The organism is Tateyamaria sp. ANG-S1 (genome assembly GCF_000814025.1).
In the GTDB taxonomy this organism is placed as follows: domain Bacteria; phylum Pseudomonadota; class Alphaproteobacteria; order Rhodobacterales; family Rhodobacteraceae; genus Tateyamaria.
In genome coordinates, this window is record NZ_JWLL01000003.1 from 254,794 (window position 1) to 276,603 (window position 21,810).

Consider the following 21,810-nt stretch of genomic DNA (forward strand, 5'->3'; position numbering starts at 1 on the left):
GGGAACCGCTTACGCTTCGGGCGCGGGGGCGTCAATGGCCTGCGCGCGGCGTGTCCGTGCGCGGTGCAACACGGCGCCGATCAGACCCAGCAAAACAAACAGAACCCACGGCAGATCTCCGGTCTGGCTGTAGAGTGTTGGTGCACCGGGGGCAGGCAGCTGTGCATCCACATATCCTGCCTCATTCAGGGCGAGTGCCGCAGTGATCCGCCCCTTTGGATCAATGACAGCCGAGATCCCGGTGTTGGCGGACCGGATCAGAGGCAGCCCCTGTTCAATGGCTCGCATCTGCGCCTGCGCAAGGTGTTGTTGCGGCCCTGAGCGCATCCCGAACCACGCATCATTTGTCAGTTGCATCAGGAAATCAGGACGCTCGGACGTTGCCCCGACACCATGCGCAAAGACGGCCTCATAGCAGATGAGCGGCAAAGCAGAGCCAAGGGGCCCCATGTCCAGAAGAAGCGGTCCAGGCCCGGCTGTGTACCCGCCATCTACACGGTCCGCGAGCGACTGAATGCCCAGGCTGCGAAAGAGCCCGGGCAAGGGCATATACTCACCGAATGGCACCAGATGGTGCTTGTCATAGGTCTGTGCCACCTGCCCGGTCGCGTCCAGTACAACAAGGCTGTTGAAGTACCGGCCCGCCTCGCTGCGCTGGATGCCCAGTACAACGGGCGCGCCGCGGGCGGCATCCGCAATCACGTCAAAGGCCGGTTGCGCGTGCTCCAAGAGATAGGGCAGCGCCGTCTCCGGCCAGACGACGAGGTCCGGCACGGCACCGTCCGCAGTGTACTCGATCTGGCGGTCGATAAAGACCGGAATGCGTGCGGGATCCCACTTTTCATGCTGGGGCGCGTTGGGCTGCACCAGCCGCACCGTTTTATCCGTCAACGGGCTGTCGGACATCGGCAATGGGATCACATCCAACAGCATGGCAAGCGCGACAATAAGGGCAGCCTTGGCCCACTGCCGTGACATCGTCCACGCGAGGGCTGCCGCCCCCATGAGCAGCAGCATCGTCCCATGTGGACCACCCCACGCCAGCACCTGCCCTGCAAGCCCGCCCACAAGCGCCTGAGGCGGTGTGGCCCATGGAAAACCGGTCAGCACATAGGCGCGCAGCATCTCGGTGCCTGTCAGCGCAAGGGCCAGAACCCAAGCACGCGCCCCGGCCCATCGGGCAAAGGCGAGCGCGGCGCCCCAAAACAGACCAAGCCCAACGGACAAAAGCACAAGCGCGAAGGGCGCCATCCATCCCGTTGTCGCTGCATCGACCTGAAAGGGTTCGAGGATCCAGGTGAGGGTCGCCCCGAAGTATCCGGTGCCGAGAGCGACGCCCAGCAATCCGGCCGCGGCTGTTGAGCGCGCAATAGACAACAGGCCAAACGCAGCAATGAGTGGGATCAAAATGGCAATTGCGTTGTCGAATGGCGCATGTGCCAATGCGCCTGACGCGCCTGCCAGCACCGCCAACACGGCCTGTGCCCAAAGCGGACCCTGCGCGATCCGGGCACCCGGATGTCTCATTCTGCGGGTTCCGGCCCGCTCAACCGGACGCGCATCCGCTTGATGCGACGGGGGTCGGCGTCAATCACCTCAAATTGCGGGCCATCAGGGTGCAGGACGACCTCACCCCGCGCGGGCACGCGCCCGGCCAGCATGAAGACCAGCCCGCCAAGCGTGTCGATCTCTTCTTCATCCACATCGTCGTGGGTGGTCAGAGAGACACCGATCTCGGCCTCGAATTCCTTGAGCGGGGTCTTGGCGAGGGCGAGATAGCAGCCGGTCTTTTCACGAGTGAAAAGCACACCTTCGTCGACATCGTGCTCATCCTCGATCTCACCAATGACCTGTTCGATCAGGTCCTCGATGGTGACAAGGCCGTCAACACCGCCATATTCGTCAATCACCAGCGCCATGTGCCGACGTTCCGTCTGCATCTTGGTCAGCAAAACACCGATGGTCATTGATGGCGGCACAAAGAGCAGCGGACGCAGGCGCGCGCGCAGGTCGTAGTTGGCCGCCCCACCGTTGAAACCGTGCTGCAGTGCCACGTCCTTGAGGTGGGCAAAGCCGATGGGCGTATCAAGCGTGCCCTCAAAGACAGGCAAGCGGGTATAGCCGCTGTCCTTGAACACCTGCACCAATTCGTCGAGCGACATAGTATCGGCCACGGCAGTGATGTCCGCCTTGGGTACAGCGACGTCCTCTACCCGCAACCGGCGCAGGTTGATCATGCCATGAGACTGTGGGCGAACGGGCGGTGCGTCAGATGACGCCTCATCGCTGTCATTGGGGCTGAGCGCGCCAATCACGCGCGCGAGAAAACCACCGCTTTTCGAAGGTTCGGTCATGTCAGTGTCTGACTGCGCGCGCTGCGCCGCGTCAGACGATCCGTCGGTATCGCCCATTGGCTCCTATCCAAGTCACAATTGGGGCAAAGCCCCATAACAGCGCCTAATATGGGTCAGGCAGGCCCAGTTTGCCAAGTATTTCGATTTCCAACGCCTCCATCCGCGTGGCGTCAGGGTCACGAATATGGTCATAGCCCAGCAAGTGTAACGTTCCGTGAACAAGCAAATGGGTCACATGTGCCTCAAACGGCTTGCCCTGATCGACCGCTTCCCGCGCGCATGTATCGTAAGCGATGGCAATGTCGCCAAGACTGATTGTGCCATCCGGTCCGGGTTGCGGCGCGTCCGGTGGGTGCCCGGCATCTTCGGGCGACAAATCCTCTTCGGGCCAGCTTAACACGTTGGTCGGCATTGGTTTGTCACGGAAGTCCGCATTGAGCACCGCGATCCGTGCATCATCGCAGGCAAGCAGCGACACAGATGCGGCAGGAATGCCGCGATCTTCCAATGTGGCAGCAATGGTACGGTGGGCCAGCGTGTCGAGACCGGCCTCTTGCCAGCGCGCATCTTCGATCAGGATGTCTATGTCGTGTTGCAGGCGTCACAAACCGGGGGCCAGCCCCCGGACCCCCGGGATTTTTTTGAAACAGGGAAGAGACTAAGCGCTCTCCGCATCCGCCTCATAGGCTTCGATGATTGCAGCCACAAGCGGGTGGCGCACCACATCCTTGGACGTGAAATAATTGAAGCTGATGTTGGGGATTGACTTGAGCAGCCGTTCTGCATCCCAAAGACCAGAGGCAACGCCGCGCGGCAGGTCGATCTGGGTGCGGTCACCGGTGATGACCATGCGCGAGCCTTCTCCAAGCCGGGTCAGAAACATCTTCATCTGCATGGTGGTCGCGTTCTGCGCTTCGTCCAGCACCACGAAAGCACGGCTCAGCGTGCGGCCGCGCATAAAGGCAAGCGGCGCGATCTCGATCGTCTTTTCCTCTTTCAGCTTGGCCAGTTGCTTGCCCGGCAGAAAGTCGTTCAGCGCGTCATAGAGCGGCTGCATGTAGGGATCGACCTTTTCCTCCTGCGTGCCGGGCAGGAAACCCAGCCTTTCGCCTGCCTCAACCGCGGGGCGGCAGAGGATGATCCGATCCACATGGCCCGAAATGAACATCGAGACGCCCACAGCGACGGCGAGATAGGTTTTTCCCGTTCCTGCAGGTCCGATGCCAAAGGCCATTTCGTTGTCGAACAGCGCCTGGACATAGGCCTTTTGGGCATCGGTGCGCGGCTCGACCAGCTTCTTGCGTGTCTTGATCTCGATCCGGTTTCCAACAGGCATCTCCAGCTGGTCGCCCTGGCGGCTCCCTGTGCCTTCGGCCGAATTACCCATGCGCAACTCGCGGTCCACATCCGCGGGCTCGACATCCTTGCCGGTTTCAAGCCGCAGGTAGAGCGCGTTCAACACCTCGCCCGCCCGCTTTTGCGCCGCATCCTCTCCCATGACGGCCAGTACATTTCCTCGTCGCACGATCTGCACTTCCAGCGCGGATTCGATGGCCGTCAGATGGCTGTCATAGGGACCGCAGAGGTCGATCAGCAGACGGTTGTCGGGAAATTCCAGGACCAGTTCCTGGGCTGGTTGGTCTAGGGTCAAATGCTGCTCCTTGAGTCTTTGTTAAGCCGAGCGTCGCAAGTTCGGCCTGTGGGTGCAACGGGCGCGCCGTGGATTTCATGCAATTGAAACAAAAAAGGCCGGAGCGCACGATACGCTCCGGCCTTTGGCGTTGTGATGCGAAACATCAATTGGGATCGTTGATCCGCGATCCGCCCTTGAAGTCGCCTGCGGTGTAGGTGGGTTGGGCCACACCGGAACAGACCGGCTTGCCGAATGGGTCCAGGCGTGCCGACAGATAGCCTTCGACACCATCGTCGATGATCCAGTGGTCACAACCGTTCGGATCGACCCAGATGCCTGCCTGAAGTTGGCTCAGGTCCTTGCGGTCGGTGCCACGGTCCACGGTCTTGTCCGGTGGTAGGCCGTCGCCACAGGCGGCAAGTGTCAAACCAGCAATGACGAGCGGGACGAATTTCAAATTTGCCATGATACGTCCCTTACTGAATGCAGATGATTTCGACACGGCGGTTGGCTGCCATGCCTTTGGCCGTGTTGTTGGGTTGTGCTGGCAGTCGCTCGCCATACCCACGCACATCCGCGATCCGCGCGCCCGATTGCTGTGCAACGGCGGCAACTGCATTGGCACGGTTCAGCGACAGGCGCAGGTTATACGCATCGCTCGCGCGGCTGTCGGTATGGCCCGTAATGATAAAAGCCTGCGCAGTGGAATTGCTGAAGAATTCGCTCAGGCGCTGTTTGCCCGCAGCATGGATGCGGAAGCTGTCGGTCTTAAAGAATTGGTCTGTGTTCATCACACCGCACAGGTTTCCGCGCCGGCAGACCGGGATGCCTTTGCGGTTGACGTGCGGGGTCATATAGCCCTCTGCCCCGTCGTCCATGACCCAGTGTTCGCACCCATCCGGATCGACCCAGATCGTCGGAATGTATTGTCCTCTGTCGCGGCCCTGTTGCGATCGCGTGTCGGTGCTGAAGGTCTGCGCGGATACATCCGCAACCATCAGCGACGTCAACGCCACTGCGGTGGCAGCCGCGGTGGTCAGAAGCCTATCAACTGTTTTCGAAAAGAATTTCGCCACAGCCCTGTCCCTTTTTTGTTGGTCCCCCACAAGGATCACCAACAAGCCTGAAACCAGACGGACCCTTGCTACACTGCTGCAAAGCCTAGGAAAAAATTAACGATCTGTGAACCCGCTTTTACCAGATATTGTGCCGGAAAAGGTCAGACTTACAACTGATCCGAGCCTTTTCTGTTGAAAATGGCGGCAACCTTTGGAGTTCAGTCAATCACACCCGCCAGCGAGTTTGCCGCAGCGTCAACGATTCTCACCTGAGCGATCTCGCCAACGCTGACCGGGGCATCTGCCACGTGCACCGCGTGCAGGTATTCGCTTTTGCCACCCATTTGACCGGGCAGGCGCCCCGGCTTTTCAAACAGTACGCTGACGGTGCGACCTACCATACTGTTCTGGATGTCGCGTTGCTGTCGGGTGATCAATGCCTGAAGCCGTTGCAGCCGGTCATCGGCCTGAGCCGGATCGACCTGCGGCCGCTCTGCCGCCGGGGTGCCGGGACGGGTGGAATACTTGAAGCTGTAGGCGTAGCCGTAGTTCACCTCTTCCACCAGATCGAGCGTAGCCTGAAAATCCTCTTCCGTCTCTTCCGGGAAGCCCACGATAAAGTCGCCTGACATCAGAATGTCAGGCCGCGCGGCACGGATGCGCTCGATCAGGCGCAAGTAGCTGTCTGCGGTGTGGCTGCGGTTCATACGCTTGAGGATGCGGTCGCTGCCAGACTGTACCGGCAGGTGCAGATACGGCATCAGCTTCGAACAGGTGCCATGCGCTTCGATCAAATCATCGGTCATGTCGTTGGGGTGGCTGGTGGTGAAGCGGATGCGCTCCAGCCCATCGACCTTGTCTAGGTCCCAGATCAGCTTGGCCAGCGTATACTCAGACCCGTCAGGTCCGGCACCATGATAGGCGTTCACGTTCTGCCCGAGCAGCGTGATTTCCCGCACGCCACGTTCAACCAGATCACGCGCTTCCGTCAGGATGCGGTCGACCGGGCGGCTCACTTCAGCGCCCCGTGTGTAGGGCACAACGCAAAACGCACAGAATTTGTCGCAACCTTCCTGCACAGTCAAAAAAGCAGTAGGCCCGCGCTGCGCCTTGGGACGGCTCTTTAGCTTCTCGAACTTGTCCTCTTCCGGGAAGTCTGTGTCGAGCGCCTTCTCCCCGGCGCGGGTCTTGGCCTCCATCTCGGGCAGGCGGTGATAGCTTTGCGGGCCGACGACCAGATCAACCATCGGCTGGCGGCGCATGATCTCTTGACCCTCGGCCTGCGCCACGCACCCGGCCACGCCGATCTTGAGATCCGGCTTGTCGGCCTTCAGCCCCTTGTAGCGGCCCAGTTCGGAATAGATCTTCTCCGCCGCCTTTTCCCGAATATGACAGGTGTTCAGCAGGATCATGTCCGCGTCATCAGGTGTCTGCGTTTCGACATAGCCCTGCCCGCCCAGCGCTTCGGCCATGCGTTCGCTGTCATAGACGTTCATCTGACAGCCATAGGTCTTGATAAAGAGCTTCTTGGGCGTCGTCATGGGCCTGGATCCCGGATTGTGCGGATGGAGTGCGTCGCTTACCAGCCCCTCGGGCGTCTTGCAATGCGCCGCCGATTAACGGAAATTTGACGTCACGGGCGCCACAAGGACCAGGCCATGCAGTTCGACAGTCTGAAAAGATTTCTCGCCGACCGGGATGCGGTTCCCAGCAAAGGGCCAGTGGCCGTGATTGTGGCCGAGGATGACGTGGAACTGGACACCACGTTGCGGCATCACCAGCAGGCCGGGTTCAAGCATGTCGTTGTTTTCATGCCGAAACGGTTCGCCCTCGCGCGAGACCTGGCTGAAGCCGTGCAGCGGATAGATTTTGACACTTCCGCACCGGGTGCGCTGCAAACAGCGGTGAACGCAATGATCAAGGCGGTCCCCGCAGGCACGTGGATGTTCTACTGCTACAATGCAGAGTTCCTGTTTCACCCCTTCTGCGAAACGCGCACCGTGGGCGAAATGCTCGCCTTTCATACGGAAGAGCGGCGTGATGCCATGCTCACTTACGTCGTCGACCTCTATGCCGACGACCTGTGGGACTGCCCCAACGCGGTGTCGCTTGACCGCGCGCATCTGGATCGGTCCGGATACTACGCGCTTGCAAGGAAAGGATCGGATGGCCATCCGAAAGACCGGCAACTGGACTTTTTCGGTGGTCTGCGCTGGCGGTTCGAAGAACATGTGCCCGAGACGCGGCGCAAGATCGACAGAATCTCGCTGTTCAAGACCAAGCCGGGTCTCAAGCTGCGCGAGGATCACACCTTTAACGACGAAGAATACAACACCTATGCCTGCCAATGGCACCACAATCTGACCGCGGCCGTCTGTTCGTTCAGGACGGCAAAGGCGCTCAAGCTGAACCCGGGCAGCACTTACGACATCGAAACCTTCAAGTGGCACAATTCGGCAGCCTTTGAGTGGCACTCACGGCAATTGTTGGACCTTGGCCTGATGGAACCCGGGCAATGGTTCTGACAAAGACGCCACAGGGGCTCGCCTGAAAGGGCAGCGCCCAGCCTGCTAAATCCTGTCCGTCAAATCCCGGACAGTTGCGGTCACCGTGCTGGCAGAGGTCTGGATGGATTCCGACATTGCCTTGACCTCCGACGCGATCACACCGAATGCACGCCCCGCCTCCCCCGCACGTGCGGCCTCAACCGATGCGTTGAGCGAGATGAGGCGGACCATCTTACTGACCGACTTGATGTCCGCAATGGCAGCATCCGCCTTTGCCCGCATCCTCTCTGCATATTGGATGCGAACCTGTTCCTGTGCCTCCTCTTCAGCCTTGAGGAGTTTCATCAAAGACATGAACTCGGGCGCAAATTGCATGAGAATGTATTGAGATACGTCCCGGTGCATCGCCTTCGCCGCCACAGGGTCACTCTGCACCTTGTCATGCAACTCAAACAGCATATTGGCCGTGACACGGAACGGATCGCTTTTTTGTGGCGCCCGGCCCAGGCAGTCTCGAAACCAGGTCAGCGCATCAGTGTGGTATCCCGGAATCTCCGCTGACACATCGAAATACTGCATCACGCGCATCAGGTTCACGCGCGCAAGCTGCATATCCTCCAGGATACGTGCGCGATCCTCTTCGCTGTCGAGATGTGGCAGCAGCGCGCAATCGTAGTTCAGCCACGTCCCGACTGCACGAAACTCGTCCGGTACGGCGGCCAGCGCGCGACACTGCAGCTGCAAAAGGCGCGTCAGCGGGGCATCGGACGCGGCAGGATCGTGACAATCGTCATCAAACAACACGGGGCTCCGTCAGGCAGGATGCCTTACGCGATACCCGAAATGTCTTAGCTGTCAGTAAAGGACCGCGTCGCGCCGCACTACGGCTTGCGGCGCAGCCGAATGACCACGTCCACAGATGCGATTTCAGCGCCTTCGGGGGCATCTGGCAGTTGCGCAATCACCAACTCGTCAGACGGCGCATCCGTCAGCTTCGCGTCGTCTTCCCAGAAGAAATGCGGGTGGTCGTGCGTGTTGGTATCGAAATAGCTTTTCGATCCATCCACCGTGACCTCCTGCATCAGCCCGGCATCGCAGAACGCGCGCAACGTGTTGTAGACCGTTGCCAGCGATACGGCCTCGCCCTGTGACTTTGCCGATTCAAAAAGGCTTTCGGCCGTCACATGTCGGTGCTGCCCATCGCCGATCAGCAACGTGGCCAGTGTCACACGCTGACGTGTCGGGCGCAGTCCTGCACCTGCCAGCCATTTGATACCTGTCTCTTGCTGCGTTTGGGTCATACCGTCCTCGTGGCGTTACTCTACATATAAAGGGCCATCGTTTTGCAATTCAATCGCAAAACGGCCCCTAGAGGGGGTGCGCATTATGCCACACGCCCGAAAAAGCCCATTTGTTCTTCTGCCGTAAAGGCCCGACCGGGCGAGTCGTAGTGTGACAGAACCGCGACAATGCGAGAGGTCCCCGGCCCCACAGTTGATACGCGATGCGCTGTATTGAGGCCCAAAAACACATTCAACGTCCCCGCGGATTGGATCAGCGTGGTGGGGGCGATCCGGCCCTCAAGCAGGTCTGCAATGCCCGCATGGTTGGGGTCATCTTCGCTGCGCAAATCCTTGACATATTCGAAATGCCCACCCGCGCTCGCCTCCTGCAACAACAGTGTGGTGGTGAAAATCGAGCGATCGAAATGCCAGTTCAACGCCTCGCCCGGGCGGTACTCCAGGACGTTCAGCCCGGCAAGAGCATCGTCCATCGTGAAAAGCTGCGGCTTGTCCATGACCGCCGCCAGAAATGTCGCGAACTCAGGCCACAGATACAAATGATCCAGCGCCGTGCCCCGCATCTGGTCGTGGCACAATGTGTGGTTGGCGGTTTCGACTTTCTTCAGCGCGGGATCGTCGGGCGCCAACCCCTCAACCGCATCCTTGAAATAGATGTTGTGGGCGCGGCGATGGTGAAAGCTCTCCGTCTCCATACGTGGATGTACGTGCTCCAGCACGTCAGCCAGAGCGGTCGGCTGCATGAACCCCGGCAGGTTGAACAGCCCGTCGCGCGCAAGCCCCGCTTTGCACTGCGCCACCAACGCCTCCCAATCGGCACTGTGGGGCATGTGAAGGGGATAGCGATCAAGATCGATAATATGGTCCATGCGCCCGACCGTGCCCCAGCAATCACAACCTGGCAAGCCGCGCCCGCTGCCCTTGCACCCTTCGCCCAGGCGGTGCTAGAGGGGCAAAACCCTGTAAACGGGACCACACGCGCGACCAATACGAGGCCCCAATGGCAGACTACCCCACCCGTTTTGACAAAGACGACCTGTTGAAATGCGCCCGCGGTGAGCTGTTTGGGCCCGGCAACGCGCAACTGCCCGAACCGCCCATGCTGATGATGGACCGGATTACCGACATCTCTGGCGACAGCGGTGAACATGGCAAGGGACATGTGGTCGCCGAATTCGACATCGCCCCGGATCTGTGGTTCTTCGACTGCCACTTCCCCGGCAACCCGATCATGCCCGGCTGCCTCGGCCTCGACGGTCTGTGGCAGCTCACCGGCTTCAATCTCGGCTGGCGCGGCTGGCAGGGGCGCGGTTATGCCCTGGGCGTGGGCGAGGTGAAGCTGACCGGCATGGTCCGGCCCGACCGCAAGATGCTGACCTACTATGTAGATTTCACCAAAGCGATCCAGACTCGCCGCCTGACCATGGGTGTGGCCGACGGGCGGGTGGAAGCTGACGGCGAAGTGATCTATCAGGTCAAGGACATGAAAGTCGCTCTGTCAGAAAGCTGACCTGTCGGACCGAGGCCAGAAAGGACCCTGATCATGCGCCGTGTTGTTGTCACCGGTTTGGGAATCGTGTCGTCCATCGGCAATAACGCCGAAGAGGTGCTCGCCTCCCTCAAATCCGGCACCTCGGGAATCGTCGCCAGCGAAGAGATGGCCGAACACGGCTTTCGCAGCCAGATCGCCGGAACGCTCAAGCTGGACGTCAAAGAACATGTAGACAAGCGCGCGCTGCGGTTCATGGGACCAGGAGCGGCGTACGCCCATATCGCTATGACGCAAGCCATCGCGGATGCAGGGCTGGAGGAAGCTGACATCGTGAACCCGCGCACCGGCCTCGTCGCCGGGTCCGGTGGACCCTCAACCTCCGCCATGCTGACCGCGCACCAGACCGTTCTGAAAACCGGCGCAACCAAGCGCATCGGCCCCTTCGCGGTGCCAAAATGCATGTCGTCGACGATCAGCGCCAACCTCGCCACCGGGTTCAAGATCAAGGGTATAAACTATTCCATCACCAGCGCCTGCTCGACATCGCTGCACTGCATCGGCAATGCGGCAGAACAAATCATGCTGGGCAAACAGGACGTGATGTTTGCCGGCGGCGGAGAAGAACTGGACTGGACCCTCTCCTGCCTCTTTGACGCCATGGGCGCGATGTCCTCGAAATACAACGACACCCCCGCGCGGGCCAGCCGGGCCTTTGATGCGGACCGCGACGGGTTCGTGATCTCCGGCGGCGGCGGCATCGTCGTTCTGGAAGAACTGGAGCACGCCAAAGCACGCGGCGCCAAGATCTACGCCGAAGTGACAGGATATGCCGCCACTTCGGACGGCCACGACATGGTGGCGCCCTCGGGTGAAGGCGGCGAACGCGCCATGCGGCTGGCCCTGCAAACCCTGCCCGACGGGCGTAGCGTGGACTACATCAACGCACACGGCACCTCGACCCCCGTCGGCGACGTGGGCGAAATCGAAGCCGTCCGCCGCGTCTTTGGCGAGGGCAGCACCCCGCCCGTCAGCTCCACCAAGTCGATGACGGGCCACGCCCAAGGCGCCGCCGGTGCGCTTGAAGCGATTTTCAGCCTCCTGATGCTCGACAACGATTTCATCACACCGTCGATCAACGTCGAAACCCTCGATCCCGGTCTGAACGCTTCCGAGATCGCAACGGAAATGCGGCCCGACGCGGGTCTCGATTCGGTGATGACAAACTCCTTCGGCTTCGGCGGCACCAACGGATCCATGATCCTTTCGAAATTTCACGGGTAGTATTTCGCCATGACAGGATTGCTGACAGGAAAACGCGGCCTTGTGATGGGCGTTGCCAACGACCGCTCGATCGCCTGGGGCATCGCCAAGGCGATGCACGAGGCGGGGGCCGAGCTGGCCTTCACCTATCAGGGCGAAGCGTTCGGCAAGCGATTGGAGCCTCTGGCCGCCAGCGTCGGGTCTGACTTCATGGTGGACGTGGACGTGACCGATGACGCATCGCTTGATGCGGCCTTTGAGGCGCTGCAGGCCCGCTGGGACACCATCGACTTCCTCGTGCACGCCATCGCCTATTCCGACAAGTCCGAACTGACAGGCCGGTTCCTGAACACTAGCCGGGCGAACTTCAAGCACTCGATGGAAATCTCCGCCTACTCTTTTGTCGAGGTCGCGCGCCGCGCGCACCCCATGATGGTCGAGAACGGCGGCACGCTGCTAACGCTCACCTATCTGGGGTCAAACCGCGTTGTGCCGAACTACAACGTCATGGGCGTGGCCAAGGCGGCGCTGGAATCAGCCACCCGCTACCTCGCCAACGATCTAGGCCCCGAGGGCATCCGCGTGAACGCCATCTCGCCCGGCCCGATGAAAACGCTCGCAGGCTCCGCCATCGCAGGCGCACGCAAGACGTACAAGCACACCGACCAGAACGCCCCGATGCGCTCGAACGCAACGCTGGAGGCTGTTGGCGGCACGGCGGTTTACCTCTGCTCGGATGCAGGTGCCTGCACCACGGGTGAGGTTGTCCGCGTGGACGGCGGTTTTCACGTGCTGGGCATGCCGCAGCAGGATCACCTGTAGGCATCAACGTGGCTCATCGGGCGCACGTGTCTTGCACTACGCGACGGAATATCTGCGCATTCACGTTCAAACCATATGAGTAACGGCAACGTGCCGACGATCCCCGTGCGCGCCCTCCGCGCGGCGCTCTTAACCAATGCTCAACCTTTACGCATGCACACTGCGCGCACGCGCCCCAAAATTGCCAATTTCATCACATAGGCTTCTACCATGTTTGCGAAAGCCAAAGACCCGGCACACCATGCCCGCATCCTCGAGCGGCGCGCCGCGCGCCTGCGTCGGTCGAATTGGCTACGACGTCTGGTCTTTTCCCTTACGGGTATGGGCCTGCTGCTGCTTCTGCGCATGAACCCCAGCGTGGTCGAGGATGTGGTTGCGATGGCCCACGACGTGCCTCCGCGCACGCAGCAGCAAAGCGGGTTTGAGGCACCGCAAGACGTTCATGTGCGGCGCATGCCGACTGACGCCGTGCCCGTGCGCCGCCTTGGTGCAACATACCCCACCAATACGCAGCAGATTGACGTGCAGGCGCAGGCCAACGACGTCGCGCAAACCTTAAGAACCCTGCCACCGGGCGGATAAAGGGACGGTGGGTGGGGCGTCGTTCCGCGCCAGCGTGAACGCGCGTCAGCCAGCGTTGATCGACACCACCTCAAAGTCGAAAATCAGGTCTTTGCCAGCCAGCGGATGGTTCGCGTCCAGCGTGACCTCCTCCGCACCAACTTCGACAACGGTCACCGGCATGGGCTGGCCTTGCGGCGTCTGCATCTGCAATTGCAGGCCCACTTCAAGCTGAATGTCATCCGGGATCGCATCCTTCGGCACACCTTGACGCAGTGCCGGGTTGATAGGGCCATACGCCTGATCGCAGGGAATGCTTACCTTTTTCTTCTCGCCCTCGGTCATGCCGGGCAAGGCAACATCGAGACCGGGTATGATCTGGCCCGAGCCCACGACGAACTCCAAAGGATCGCGCCCGTCCGAGCTGTCAAATACGGTGCCATCCAGCAAAGTCCCAGTATAGTGGATGCGCACGGTGTCGCCGTCCTTGATTGCCGCCATGATCCGTCTCCCAATCGTTCTTGTCTGCCCGACAGATGCCACACCCTGCCTGTCCGCGTGAGTAGGGTAAACCCCACCTCGCCCCTTTTCGTCCCTGACGCCGCGTGCAACTCTGCCCGCAAAGGAGAGCGCCATGCCCATCACCACCTGTATCTTCGATGCCTATGGCACCCTCTTCGACGTGGCGGCGGCTGCGCGCATTGCCGCGTCCGAGCCCGATTTTCCCCAACTGGCCGACACATGGCCCACGGTGGCCGAACACTGGCGACTGAAACAGCTTCAATACACATGGCTGCGCGCCATCACCAATGCACACACGGATTTCTGGCAGGTGACCCAAGACGGCCTCGACTGGGCGCTTGAGCGCAGCGGGCTGGACGGAAACGCGGCCCTGCGCGAACGCCTCTTGGCTCTCTATTGGGAATTGCAAGCCTATCCGGAAGTGCCGACAATGCTACACGCCCTAAGGGACGCAGGCCTGAACACGGCCATCCTATCCAACGGCTCGCCCGATATGCTGAACGGGGCCGTCCAATCTGCCGGTATCGGAAACGTTCTGGACGACTGCCTATCGGTCGAGAGCGTCGGCATCTTCAAACCGGACAGCCGGGTCTACGACCTCGTCGGCCAGCGCTTTGGCTGCGCACGGGACGAGGTGCTATTCGTCTCCTCCAACGGCTGGGATGCCGCCGGTGCCGCCGGCTACGGCTTCACCACAGCCTGGGTTAACCGCGCAGGCGAGCCCATGGACCGCCTGCCCTGGACGCCCTCACACATGCTGTCCGACCTCACATCCATCCCGGAGCTTGCCACCGCATGAGCACCTTCCAAACATCAGATGGCCTCACCCTCTATTTTGAGGATGAGGGCCAGGGCCTTCCCCTCCTCTGCCTGCCCGGCCTGACACGCACGACCCAAGACTTCCAATACGTGACCCCGCACCTACCCCCCTGCCGTTTGATCAAGATGGACTATCGCGGGCGCGGGCAGTCGCAATGGGACCAGAACTGGCAGAACTATACCCTGCCCATCGAAATCCGCGACGTGATGGAGCTGATGGACCACCTGTCACTTGCATCGGTCGCCATACTTGGCACCTCGCGCGGCGGGCTGAACGCGATGGGCCTCGCCGCTGCGGCACCCGACCGACTTCTTGGCGCGGCGCTGAACGACGTCGGCCCCGAACTCGATCCCGCAGGGTTGAGCGGAATCATGACCTATCTCGGCAAACGCCCCGCTGCACGCAGCCACGCCGAAGCCGCGGCTGCCTTACCCCATGTCCTCAAAGGGTTCGATGACGTGCCAACCGAACGCTGGATGCAAGAGGCGCGGACTCATTTCATTGAAACGCATGACGGCCTCGACATCACCTACGATCCACACCTGCGTGACGCGGTCGAAGCAGGTGGTGAGCTTCCAGACCTATGGCCCTTCTTCGACGCGCTTGCAGGCAAACCGCTCGCCCTGATCCGCGGCGCGGGCTCCGACCTGCTCAGCGCCGGGATCGCCCAAAAGATGCAGGATCGCCGCCCCGATATGATCTATGCCGAGGTGCCGGACCGCGGGCACGTCCCTTTCCTTGACGAACCCGAAGCGCTGCGCGCAACACGCACCTGGATGGAGCAGATGACATGAATATCGACATGATCCGGGCCGCAGCCACCCGGCTTAACGGGCACACGTGCACCACACCGCTCCTGAACTCGCCCTTCCTCGACGACATCGCGGGCCGTCGGGTGTGGATCAAGCCGGAATGCCTGCAACACACCGGCAGCTTCAAGTTCCGCGGCGCGCTCTCGGCCCTCTCGGCACTGGACGACGCCACACGCAGCGCAGGCGTCATCGCCTTTTCCAGCGGCAATCACGCTCAAGGTGTCGCATTGGCCGCACAAATGCACGGCGTGCCTGCTGTCATCGTGATGCCCAGCGACGCACCCAGCCTGAAGATCGAGAACACCAAGGCACTCGGGGCCGAAGTCGTCCTATACGAACGCGGCTCCGGCGACCGCGACGCCATCGGCGCGCAACTGGCCGAAGACCGCGGCCTAACGCTGGTCAAACCCTTTGATGAACCACAGGTGATCGCCGGTCAGGGCACCACCGGCCTCGAAATCGCGGAACAGGCGGCCGCCGTAGGCGTCGTTGCCGCAGACGTCATCGTCTGCTGTGGCGGGGGCGGCTTCACCAGCGGCATCGCCCTCGCGCTCGAGGCCGAAGCACCGGGCCTGCGCGTCCGCCCGGCGGAGCCCGAGGGGTTCGACGACGTGACCCGCTCTCTCCGTTCCGGCACCATCGAACGCAACACCGCAGTCTCCGGCAACATCTGCGACGCCATCATCACGCCCCAGCCCGGCGATCTGACCTTTCCCATCCTGCACCGGCTCTGCGGCCCCGGTCTGGTGGTCAGCGAAGACGAAGCGCTTTACGCCATGGCGCAGGCGTTTCTCCGGCTCAAACTCGTGGCCGAACCCGGCGGTGCGGTGGCCCTTGCTGCCGCATTATGTCGGCAGGATCAGATTGAAGGGGATGACGTGGTCGTCACGATTTCGGGCGGCAACGTGGACCACGATATTTTCCAACGCGCATTGGACACACTTGCATGACCGACTTCACCATCGCCAGTTTCAACGTCAAAAACCTGATCGGCCCCGATCAGGAATACTACCGCTTCCAATCCTACACGCCCGAGGAATACGCCTGGAAAGTCGACTGGCTGTCGGAACAGATGCAAACGATGGACGCCGACATCGTCGGTTTTCAGGAGATTTTCGAAGAAGGCGCCCTGCGCGCCGTGATCGACGCCGCGGATGCCGAAGGGATGGCGGACAACGCTCAACACATTCCCGGTCCTAACAAACGCTACCGGCGCAAGGCGATCTTCCGCAAGCTGGCCTACCGCCCCTATACCGATGCCGCGCTGGCAGTTGCACCCAACGTGAACGACGGCGGGCCGGGTCAAAGGCGACCCGGGGTCGCGATCCTGTCGCGCTTCGGTTTCGTGGGAGAACCCGAGATCATTCAGGACCTGGCCACCCCCGTCGACATCGATTTCGGCCCAATGGGTCCGGACGGCGGCGGCAGCTTTCGCCTGACCCGCCTCAGCCGACCCATCCTGAAGGTGCGCGTGCCCATCGGCGGACACGTGATCACCGTGTTCAACTGTCACCTCAAATCGAAACTGGGCGAATTCGTCCGGCCCGACGGCGCAGACTTCCCGCCCGAGGTTGACCTCACGAGCTACGATCCCGTGGGTCGCGCACTCGGGGGATTGCGGGCCTCTCTACGCCGCATGGCCGAAGCGTGGGTTCTGCGCCGCGCGATTGTCGCCGAATTACAGGCGGGCCACCCGGTCATCGCAATGGGCGACTTCAACGATGGCGAACACGCCGTCAGCTCCGAAATCATCAGCGGAGAGGTCCCGTTCAAAAACTACGCCTGGATGCTGCGCCACGACGGCGAAACACCCCGCGACCGCTATTCGGAAGACGAAGACGCCCAAATCCGCGAAACCATAGAAGCGGTCCGCCTGCATTCGGCAGAAAAGCAGTTCATCCGCAAATCCACCCGCGACATGGTCTATACGGCCGCGTTCGGCGGCGTGTATGAAAGCATCGACCAGATCTATATGTCCCGCCACTTCCTGGCTGACGCACCGGAAAGCATAGGACAGATGGACTATTTCAGCGTGCTCAACGATCATCTCACCGATGGCAGCCATGCCGAGGCACCGTACAACAAGCTGGCCTCGGATCACGGGCAGATCATCGCGCATATGCGACTGAAGGATTAACGACAATGCACATGACCGACCTGGGCGACGTTCGCCTGCACTACCGGATTGACGGACCGGACGACGGTGCGCCTGTCGTCTTCGTCAACTCGCTCGGCACCGACATGCGGCTCTGGGATCCGATCCTGCCTTTGCTGCCCGACGGCCTGCGCATCCTGCGGTTTGACAAGCGGGGCCATGGCCTGTCGACCTGCCCGCCCGCCCCCTATTCCATGGGCGCGCTCGTCAGCGATTGCGAGGCGCTGATGGACATGCTTGGCTTCAAGGATGTGATGTTCGTCGGCCTCTCCATCGGCGGCATGATCGCCCAGGGCCTTGCCGTGAAACGGCTGGACCTGATGCGCGCTATGGTCCTGTCGAACACCGGCGCCAAGATCGGCACGAAAGAGATGTGGGCCGACCGCATCCAAGATGTGAACACAGGCGGCATCGAAAAACTGGCGGATGCCGTCATGGACCGTTGGTTCTCGCGCGACTTCCACAAAGGGGTCGAGTTGGAGCTGTGGCGCAACATGCTCACCCGGCAAGAAGATGAAGGATACGCAGGCTGCTCCGCCGCCATCTCAGGCACCGATTTCTTCTCCACTACCGCGACGCTGCGCCTGCCCACGCTGGGCATTGCGGGCTCCGAAGATGGCTCAACCCCGCCCGACCTCGTGCGCGAAACGGCGGGCCTGATCCCCGGCAGCCAGTTCCACCTAATCCGCAAGGCAGGCCACCTTCCTTGCGTCGAACAGCCCGAAGAATACGCCCGCGTCCTGACCGACTTTATGCGTGCAACAGGACATATCTGATCCATGGCAGCTTCGGTGTTTTCATCAGCGCTCTACGCCAAGCTGTTCCCAACAGGCGACGTGGGCCGCCTCTGGACCGACAGCGCCGAAGTGCGCGCCATGCTGCTGGTCGAAGGGGCGCTTGCCAAGGTGCAAGGCGCGCAGGGCGTGATCCCCGAAATCAGCGCCGCCTTCATCCACCGCTCTTCGCTGGAGGTACAGATCGACCCCGGCGGCCTCGCCGACGCCACCGGCCAGAACGGGGTCAGTGTCCCCGCCCTCGTGTCCGAGTTCCGCAAAGCGATGGAGGCCCCGGAACACGCCCAATACGCCCATTGGGGCGCCACAAGCCAGGACATCATCGACACTGCGCTGATGCTGCGCCTGCGCCAGACGCTGGCCGCGCAAGAGGCGATGCTGCGCAGCTTGCTGCAACACCTCGGCACGCAAGCCGACGCCCATGCAGACACCCCCATGGTCGCCCGCACCTACGGCCAGCACGCAACGCCGACAAGCTGGGGAGCCGTTCTGGCCCAATGGGGACAACCACTGGCGGATGCGCTTGATGACCTCGAAACAGTGAAAACAGCCGCCCTCTGGGTCTCCCTGAGCGGCGCGGCAGGCACCGCATCTGCACTGGGACCACACGCCAGTGAGACACGCGCGAAACTGGCCGACGCCTTGAAGTTGGGCGACCCGGGCCGCAGTTGGCACACCGACCGCGGACCCATCCTGCGCGTCGCGGACTGGATGGCGCGCATCGTGGCGACGCTCGCGGGTCTGGGTCAAACAGCCGTGGCCCTGACTGCCACGGACAGCGCCGAACTGGTGCTGTCCGGTGCCGGGTCCTCGTCCACCATGCCACAAAAGCAGAACCCGGTGGGACCATCAGCGCTCGCCGCTCTTGGGCTTCAGATGACCGGACTAACGGCGAGCCTGCACGCCTCCGCAAGCCACCAGCACCAGCGCGACGGTGCTGCGTGGTTCACTGAATGGATGGTGCTGCCGCAGATCGCCCTGTCCTGCGCCGCCGCGCTGCAGATAACAGAAAACCTCGTGGCGCAGTGGCGCCCCGACACTGACGCGATGGCGGCGAAGTTCGACGGTCTGGGCAGTGTCCACGCCGAAGCGCTGAGCTTTGCGCTCGCTGCAAATATGCCGCGCCCAGACGCCCAAACAGCGACCAAAACGCTGATCGCCGACGCCACCGCACAAGGCACATCGCTCGAAGCCGTGGCGCGCGCAGCCCATCCCGACCTGCCGGCAGATCTATTCGATCCAAAGGCGCAGATGGGCGCCGCACCCGATCAGGCGCGCCGCTTTGCCGCGCGGGTGTCCTCCCTGTGAAGCTGCCGGTCGTCTTCATCCTGCTAACGGTGATGATCGACGCCATGGGCATCGGGCTGATCGTGCCGGTGATGCCCGACCTGATACAGGAGGTTCAGGGCGCAGGTCTCGGTACGGCAGCTCTGTGGGGTGGTGTCCTCGCCACCACCTTTGCGGCAATGCAGTTCCTCTTTGGCCCACTGCTCGGCGCGCTGTCGGACCGTTACGGGCGCCGCCCCGTCCTCCTCCTGTCGCTCGTCGTATTGGCCGTTGACTACCTCGTCATGGCCGTCGCAGGCACCATCTGGCTCCTGCTGCTGGGCCGGGTCGTGGGCGGGATTACCGCAGCCACCCAATCAACAGCCAACGCCTACATGGCCGACATCTCGAAACCAGAAGACAAGGCCGCGAATTTCGGCCTGATCGGCGCGGCCTTTGGTCTCGGCTTCGTGTTAGGCCCCGCCTTGGGCGGCTTTCTGGCCGAATACGGCACCCGTGCGCCCTTCTACGCAGCGGCGGGCCTTGCAGCGACGAACGCGGTCTTCGGCTACCTCGTGCTCAAGGAAACGGTCGATGACCGCATCCGCCGCCCCTTTGCGTGGCGACGTGCCAACCCGTTCGGCCTCTTCCGGCACCTGGCAAAGCTGCCCGGCCTCGGCCCACTCCTTCTGGTCTTTTTCATCTACCAGGTCGCCTTCACGGTCTACCCGGCCATCTGGGCCTATTACACGGCAGAGCGGTTCGACTGGTCGCCCGGCATGGTCGGCCTGTCGCTCAGCCTGTTTGGGATCTCAATGGCCGTGGTACAAGGTGGGCTGATCCGGCCCATGCTGCGACTGATGGGCGAACGGGGGGCCGTCATCTACGGCCATGTCGCGGACGTGGCGGTATTCCTGCTGATCGGGTTCGTCAGTTCGGGCACGTGGCTCCTGATCCTAACACCGCTGGCCGCCCTGCCCGCCGTCATCACACCGGCACTCCAGGGGATCATGTCCAAAGCAGTCGGTGATGACGAACAGGGCGAGTTGCAAGGCGCGCTCGTCTCCATCGCCGCCCTTGCCATGATCGTGTCACCGATGCTGATGACCTTCGTGTTCTACAGGTTCACGGAACCGGCAAACGGGATCTACCTGCCCGGCGCGCCCTTTTTGCTGGCGGCGGTCCTGATTGCGGTGGCACTCATGGTGTTCATGCGCAGCGCCCGACCACGACCGTCACCCGGCGTCCGCGGTTCAACAGCGCCCTGATCAGGTCGTTTTCCGACTTGCTTGCGCGGAGCCGCTGCGCCACCGTCACGGCAACGACAGACGAAGGGACGGATATGCAAACCATCAAAGCCGCCGTGTGCCACGATTTCGGAGCGCCCCTCGTGGTCGAAGACATCCTGATCCGCGCGCCCGAGATGGGCGAGGTCGAGGTGACGCTGGATGCGGTCGCAGTCTGTCACTCCGACATCTCTTACGCCGAAGGGGCCTGGGGCGGCAGCCTGCCTGCTGTTTACGGGCACGAAGCGGCGGGCGTGGTCAGCGCTGTAGGCCCCGGCGTCGTCGGACTGGCCGAGGGCGACAGCGTCGTCGTCACCCTGATCCGCGCCTGCGGCACCTGCCCCTCCTGCGCCAGCGGCAAACCCACAATCTGCGAAACGCCCTATGATGGCGACGCCGGACCGATCCGTACGGCTGAGGACGGCAAATTGCATCAGGCCATGGCCTGTGGCGCGTTCGCCGAGAAAGTGGTCGTGGACCAGAAGCAGCTTGTCAAAATCCCCGGCGACATCTCAAAAGAGGCCGCGAGCCTGATCGCCTGTGGCGTCATCACGGGCGTGGGCGCGGTGGTCAACGCCGCCGGTCTGCGCGCAGGACAGGATGTGGTCGTCATCGGCGCGGGCGGTGTGGGGCTGAACGCCATCCAGGGCGCGCGCATCGCAGGCGCCCGCCGCATCGTCGCCGTCGACATGACCGAGGAAAAGCTGGAAGACGCCAAGGCCTTTGGCGCAACCCACGGCGTGCTTGCCACGCAAAAGTCGCCCTGGCGTGCCAGCTACAAGGCATTGGGCGGCAAGGGGGCAGAAGCCGTGATCGTCACCGTCGGCGCGATCCCCGCCTATGAACAAGCGCCGAAATATATGGGCCGCGGCGGCAAGGTCGTCATGGTTGGCATGCCACATTCCGGTGCAACGGCAGAGTACGAACCGGTCATCCTCGCCGCGATTGGTCAGGGCATGCTCGGGTCAAAGATGGGCGACGTGGTGATCCAACGCGACATTCCGTGGATGGTAGACCTCTACCAGCAGGGGCGCTTACAACTCGACAGCCTGATTTCAGGCCGCTGGTCGCTGGAACAGATCAACGAGGCTATCGCGGACACCAAGTCCGGCACGGCACGGCGGAACGTGATCCTGTTTGAGAGGTAGAAGGGGGCCAGCCCCCTCG

At 62.0% G+C, this 21,810-nt stretch carries 24 protein-coding genes; 13 read left to right on the forward strand and 11 right to left on the reverse strand.

Features of this window, described 5'->3' with window-relative positions:
* Positions 1-9: 9 nt before the first annotated feature.
* The 7 genes from lnt to miaB form a co-directional block, all read right to left on the reverse strand.
* Positions 10-1,527 (reverse strand): apolipoprotein N-acyltransferase, encoded by a 1,518-nt coding sequence (gene lnt / locus RA29_RS03090; RefSeq protein ID WP_052249440.1) that lies wholly within the window; start codon positions 1,525-1,527, stop codon positions 10-12.
* The gene (locus RA29_RS03095; RefSeq protein WP_039682831.1) at positions 1,524-2,411 is read right to left on the reverse strand and encodes a hemolysin family protein; all 888 of its coding nucleotides are present in this window, start codon (positions 2,409-2,411) and stop codon (positions 1,524-1,526) included. Before RA29_RS03095 ends, lnt begins: the two co-directional genes overlap by 4 nt.
* 46 nt (positions 2,412-2,457) lie before the next feature.
* Entirely contained in the window at positions 2,458-2,952 is a 495-nt protein-coding gene (gene ybeY / locus RA29_RS03100; protein ID WP_193743478.1) for an rRNA maturation RNase YbeY, read from the reverse strand.
* Positions 2,953-3,012: 60 nt separating this feature from the next.
* Entirely contained in the window at positions 3,013-4,005 is a 993-nt protein-coding gene (locus RA29_RS03105; protein WP_039682835.1) for a PhoH family protein, read from the reverse strand.
* Between the two features lie 145 nt (positions 4,006-4,150).
* Positions 4,151-4,453, reverse strand: a complete 303-nt coding sequence (locus RA29_RS03110) for a hypothetical protein (protein ID WP_052249441.1) — start codon at positions 4,451-4,453, stop codon at positions 4,151-4,153.
* A 10-nt stretch (positions 4,454-4,463) separates the two neighbouring features.
* Positions 4,464-4,985 (reverse strand): OmpA family protein, encoded by a 522-nt coding sequence (locus RA29_RS03115; protein ID WP_052249493.1) that lies wholly within the window; start codon positions 4,983-4,985, stop codon positions 4,464-4,466.
* Between the two features lie 278 nt (positions 4,986-5,263).
* Entirely contained in the window at positions 5,264-6,586 is a 1,323-nt protein-coding gene (gene miaB / locus RA29_RS03120; RefSeq protein ID WP_039682836.1) for a tRNA (N6-isopentenyl adenosine(37)-C2)-methylthiotransferase MiaB, read from the reverse strand.
* A 117-nt stretch (positions 6,587-6,703) separates the two neighbouring features.
* Here miaB and RA29_RS03125 point away from each other — a divergent pair, with 117 nt between their 5' ends.
* Positions 6,704-7,570: a glycosyltransferase family 2 protein gene (locus RA29_RS03125; protein ID WP_039682838.1), complete on the forward strand. Its 867-nt coding sequence runs from the start codon at positions 6,704-6,706 to the stop codon at positions 7,568-7,570.
* A gap of 45 nt (positions 7,571-7,615) precedes the next feature.
* Here the strand turns inward: RA29_RS03125 and RA29_RS03130 are convergent, their stop codons facing one another.
* The 3 genes from RA29_RS03130 to RA29_RS03140 all read right to left on the reverse strand — a co-directional run bounded on the left by RA29_RS03130 (position 7,616) and on the right by RA29_RS03140 (position 9,722).
* Positions 7,616-8,353: a methyl-accepting chemotaxis protein gene (locus RA29_RS03130; RefSeq protein ID WP_152612910.1), complete on the reverse strand. Its 738-nt coding sequence runs from the start codon at positions 8,351-8,353 to the stop codon at positions 7,616-7,618.
* Positions 8,354-8,433: 80 nt separating this feature from the next.
* The gene (irrA, locus tag RA29_RS03135) at positions 8,434-8,853 is read right to left on the reverse strand and encodes an iron response transcriptional regulator IrrA (RefSeq protein WP_039682842.1); all 420 of its coding nucleotides are present in this window, start codon (positions 8,851-8,853) and stop codon (positions 8,434-8,436) included.
* 83 nt (positions 8,854-8,936) lie between these two features.
* Complete coding sequence (locus RA29_RS03140) at positions 8,937-9,722, reverse strand: 2OG-Fe(II) oxygenase (RefSeq protein WP_039682844.1); 786 nt, start codon at positions 9,720-9,722, stop codon at positions 8,937-8,939.
* 131 nt (positions 9,723-9,853) lie between these two features.
* Between RA29_RS03140 and fabA the strand changes: the two genes are divergently transcribed.
* The 4 genes from fabA (at position 9,854) to RA29_RS03160 (ending at position 13,009) form a co-directional block, all read left to right on the forward strand.
* On the forward strand, positions 9,854-10,363 hold the full coding sequence (gene fabA / locus RA29_RS03145) for a bifunctional 3-hydroxydecanoyl-ACP dehydratase/trans-2-decenoyl-ACP isomerase (protein ID WP_039682846.1): 510 nt from the start codon (positions 9,854-9,856) through the stop codon (positions 10,361-10,363).
* Between the two features lie 33 nt (positions 10,364-10,396).
* On the forward strand, positions 10,397-11,626 hold the full coding sequence (gene fabB / locus RA29_RS03150) for a beta-ketoacyl-ACP synthase I (RefSeq protein ID WP_039682847.1): 1,230 nt from the start codon (positions 10,397-10,399) through the stop codon (positions 11,624-11,626).
* A gap of 9 nt (positions 11,627-11,635) precedes the next feature.
* Positions 11,636-12,427 carry an enoyl-ACP reductase gene (locus tag RA29_RS03155; RefSeq protein WP_039682848.1) on the forward strand — a complete coding sequence of 264 codons (792 nt, stop codon included), beginning with the start codon at positions 11,636-11,638 and terminating at the stop codon, positions 12,425-12,427.
* Positions 12,428-12,637: 210 nt separating this feature from the next.
* Entirely contained in the window at positions 12,638-13,009 is a 372-nt protein-coding gene (locus RA29_RS03160; RefSeq protein ID WP_039682850.1) for a hypothetical protein, read from the forward strand.
* 45 nt (positions 13,010-13,054) lie between these two features.
* On the opposite strand, the gene RA29_RS03165 is transcribed toward RA29_RS03160, so the two are convergent.
* A complete protein-coding gene (locus RA29_RS03165) occupies positions 13,055-13,489 on the reverse strand; it encodes a peptidylprolyl isomerase (protein WP_039682853.1) in 435 nt (144 codons plus the stop codon).
* 133 nt (positions 13,490-13,622) lie between these two features.
* Here RA29_RS03165 and RA29_RS03170 point away from each other — a divergent pair, with 133 nt between their 5' ends.
* From RA29_RS03170 to RA29_RS03205, 8 genes are all read left to right on the forward strand, one after another.
* On the forward strand, positions 13,623-14,309 hold the full coding sequence (locus RA29_RS03170; protein ID WP_039682855.1) for a haloacid dehalogenase type II: 687 nt from the start codon (positions 13,623-13,625) through the stop codon (positions 14,307-14,309).
* The gene (locus RA29_RS03175) at positions 14,306-15,124 is read left to right on the forward strand and encodes an alpha/beta hydrolase (protein ID WP_039682856.1); all 819 of its coding nucleotides are present in this window, start codon (positions 14,306-14,308) and stop codon (positions 15,122-15,124) included. The genes RA29_RS03170 and RA29_RS03175 overlap by 4 nt, the downstream gene beginning before the upstream one ends.
* On the forward strand, positions 15,121-16,092 hold the full coding sequence (locus RA29_RS03180) for a threonine/serine dehydratase (protein WP_039682858.1): 972 nt from the start codon (positions 15,121-15,123) through the stop codon (positions 16,090-16,092). Before RA29_RS03175 ends, RA29_RS03180 begins: the two co-directional genes overlap by 4 nt.
* Positions 16,089-17,279 (forward strand): endonuclease/exonuclease/phosphatase family protein, encoded by a 1,191-nt coding sequence (locus tag RA29_RS03185; RefSeq protein WP_039682860.1) that lies wholly within the window; start codon positions 16,089-16,091, stop codon positions 17,277-17,279. Before RA29_RS03180 ends, RA29_RS03185 begins: the two co-directional genes overlap by 4 nt.
* A gap of 5 nt (positions 17,280-17,284) precedes the next feature.
* Entirely contained in the window at positions 17,285-18,073 is a 789-nt protein-coding gene (gene pcaD, locus RA29_RS03190; protein ID WP_039682862.1) for a 3-oxoadipate enol-lactonase, read from the forward strand.
* A gap of 3 nt (positions 18,074-18,076) precedes the next feature.
* Positions 18,077-19,399 (forward strand): lyase family protein, encoded by a 1,323-nt coding sequence (locus RA29_RS03195; RefSeq protein WP_039682864.1) that lies wholly within the window; start codon positions 18,077-18,079, stop codon positions 19,397-19,399.
* Complete coding sequence (locus RA29_RS03200; RefSeq protein WP_039682866.1) at positions 19,396-20,625, forward strand: tetracycline resistance MFS efflux pump; 1,230 nt, start codon at positions 19,396-19,398, stop codon at positions 20,623-20,625. The genes RA29_RS03195 and RA29_RS03200 overlap by 4 nt, the downstream gene beginning before the upstream one ends.
* A 74-nt stretch (positions 20,626-20,699) precedes the next feature.
* Positions 20,700-21,791 carry a Zn-dependent alcohol dehydrogenase gene (locus tag RA29_RS03205; protein WP_039683883.1) on the forward strand — a complete coding sequence of 364 codons (1,092 nt, stop codon included), beginning with the start codon at positions 20,700-20,702 and terminating at the stop codon, positions 21,789-21,791.
* Positions 21,792-21,810 lie beyond the last annotated feature (19 nt).

Bases quoted from the DNA above. Each gene is read 5' to 3' on its own strand.
- RA29_RS03175 (WP_039682856.1), top strand. From the start codon at position 14,306: ATGAGCACCTTCCAAACATCAGATGGCCTCACCCTCTATTTTGAGGAT.
- RA29_RS03160 (WP_039682850.1), top strand. From the start codon at position 12,638: ATGTTTGCGAAAGCCAAAGACCCGGCACACCATGCCCGCATCCTCGAG.
- RA29_RS03170 (WP_039682855.1), top strand. From the start codon at position 13,623: ATGCCCATCACCACCTGTATCTTCGATGCCTATGGCACCCTCTTCGAC.
- RA29_RS03155 (WP_039682848.1), top strand. From the start codon at position 11,636: ATGACAGGATTGCTGACAGGAAAACGCGGCCTTGTGATGGGCGTTGCC.
- pcaD (WP_039682862.1), top strand. From the start codon at position 17,285: ATGCACATGACCGACCTGGGCGACGTTCGCCTGCACTACCGGATTGAC.
- RA29_RS03180 (WP_039682858.1), top strand. From the start codon at position 15,121: ATGAATATCGACATGATCCGGGCCGCAGCCACCCGGCTTAACGGGCAC.
- fabB (WP_039682847.1), top strand. From the start codon at position 10,397: ATGCGCCGTGTTGTTGTCACCGGTTTGGGAATCGTGTCGTCCATCGGC.
- miaB (WP_039682836.1), bottom strand. From the start codon at position 6,586: ATGACGACGCCCAAGAAGCTCTTTATCAAGACCTATGGCTGTCAGATG.
- RA29_RS03185 (WP_039682860.1), top strand. From the start codon at position 16,089: ATGACCGACTTCACCATCGCCAGTTTCAACGTCAAAAACCTGATCGGC.
- lnt (WP_052249440.1), bottom strand. From the start codon at position 1,527: ATGAGACATCCGGGTGCCCGGATCGCGCAGGGTCCGCTTTGGGCACAG.
- RA29_RS03110 (WP_052249441.1), bottom strand. From the start codon at position 4,453: ATGGCAAATTTGAAATTCGTCCCGCTCGTCATTGCTGGTTTGACACTT.
- RA29_RS03195 (WP_039682864.1), top strand. From the start codon at position 18,077: ATGGCAGCTTCGGTGTTTTCATCAGCGCTCTACGCCAAGCTGTTCCCA.
- fabA (WP_039682846.1), top strand. From the start codon at position 9,854: ATGGCAGACTACCCCACCCGTTTTGACAAAGACGACCTGTTGAAATGC.
- RA29_RS03205 (WP_039683883.1), top strand. From the start codon at position 20,700: ATGCAAACCATCAAAGCCGCCGTGTGCCACGATTTCGGAGCGCCCCTC.
- RA29_RS03165 (WP_039682853.1), bottom strand. From the start codon at position 13,489: ATGGCGGCAATCAAGGACGGCGACACCGTGCGCATCCACTATACTGGG.
- irrA (WP_039682842.1), bottom strand. From the start codon at position 8,853: ATGACCCAAACGCAGCAAGAGACAGGTATCAAATGGCTGGCAGGTGCA.
- RA29_RS03140 (WP_039682844.1), bottom strand. From the start codon at position 9,722: ATGGACCATATTATCGATCTTGATCGCTATCCCCTTCACATGCCCCAC.
- RA29_RS03125 (WP_039682838.1), top strand. From the start codon at position 6,704: ATGCAGTTCGACAGTCTGAAAAGATTTCTCGCCGACCGGGATGCGGTT.
- RA29_RS03095 (WP_039682831.1), bottom strand. From the start codon at position 2,411: ATGGGCGATACCGACGGATCGTCTGACGCGGCGCAGCGCGCGCAGTCA.
- RA29_RS03115 (WP_052249493.1), bottom strand. From the start codon at position 4,985: ATGGTTGCGGATGTATCCGCGCAGACCTTCAGCACCGACACGCGATCG.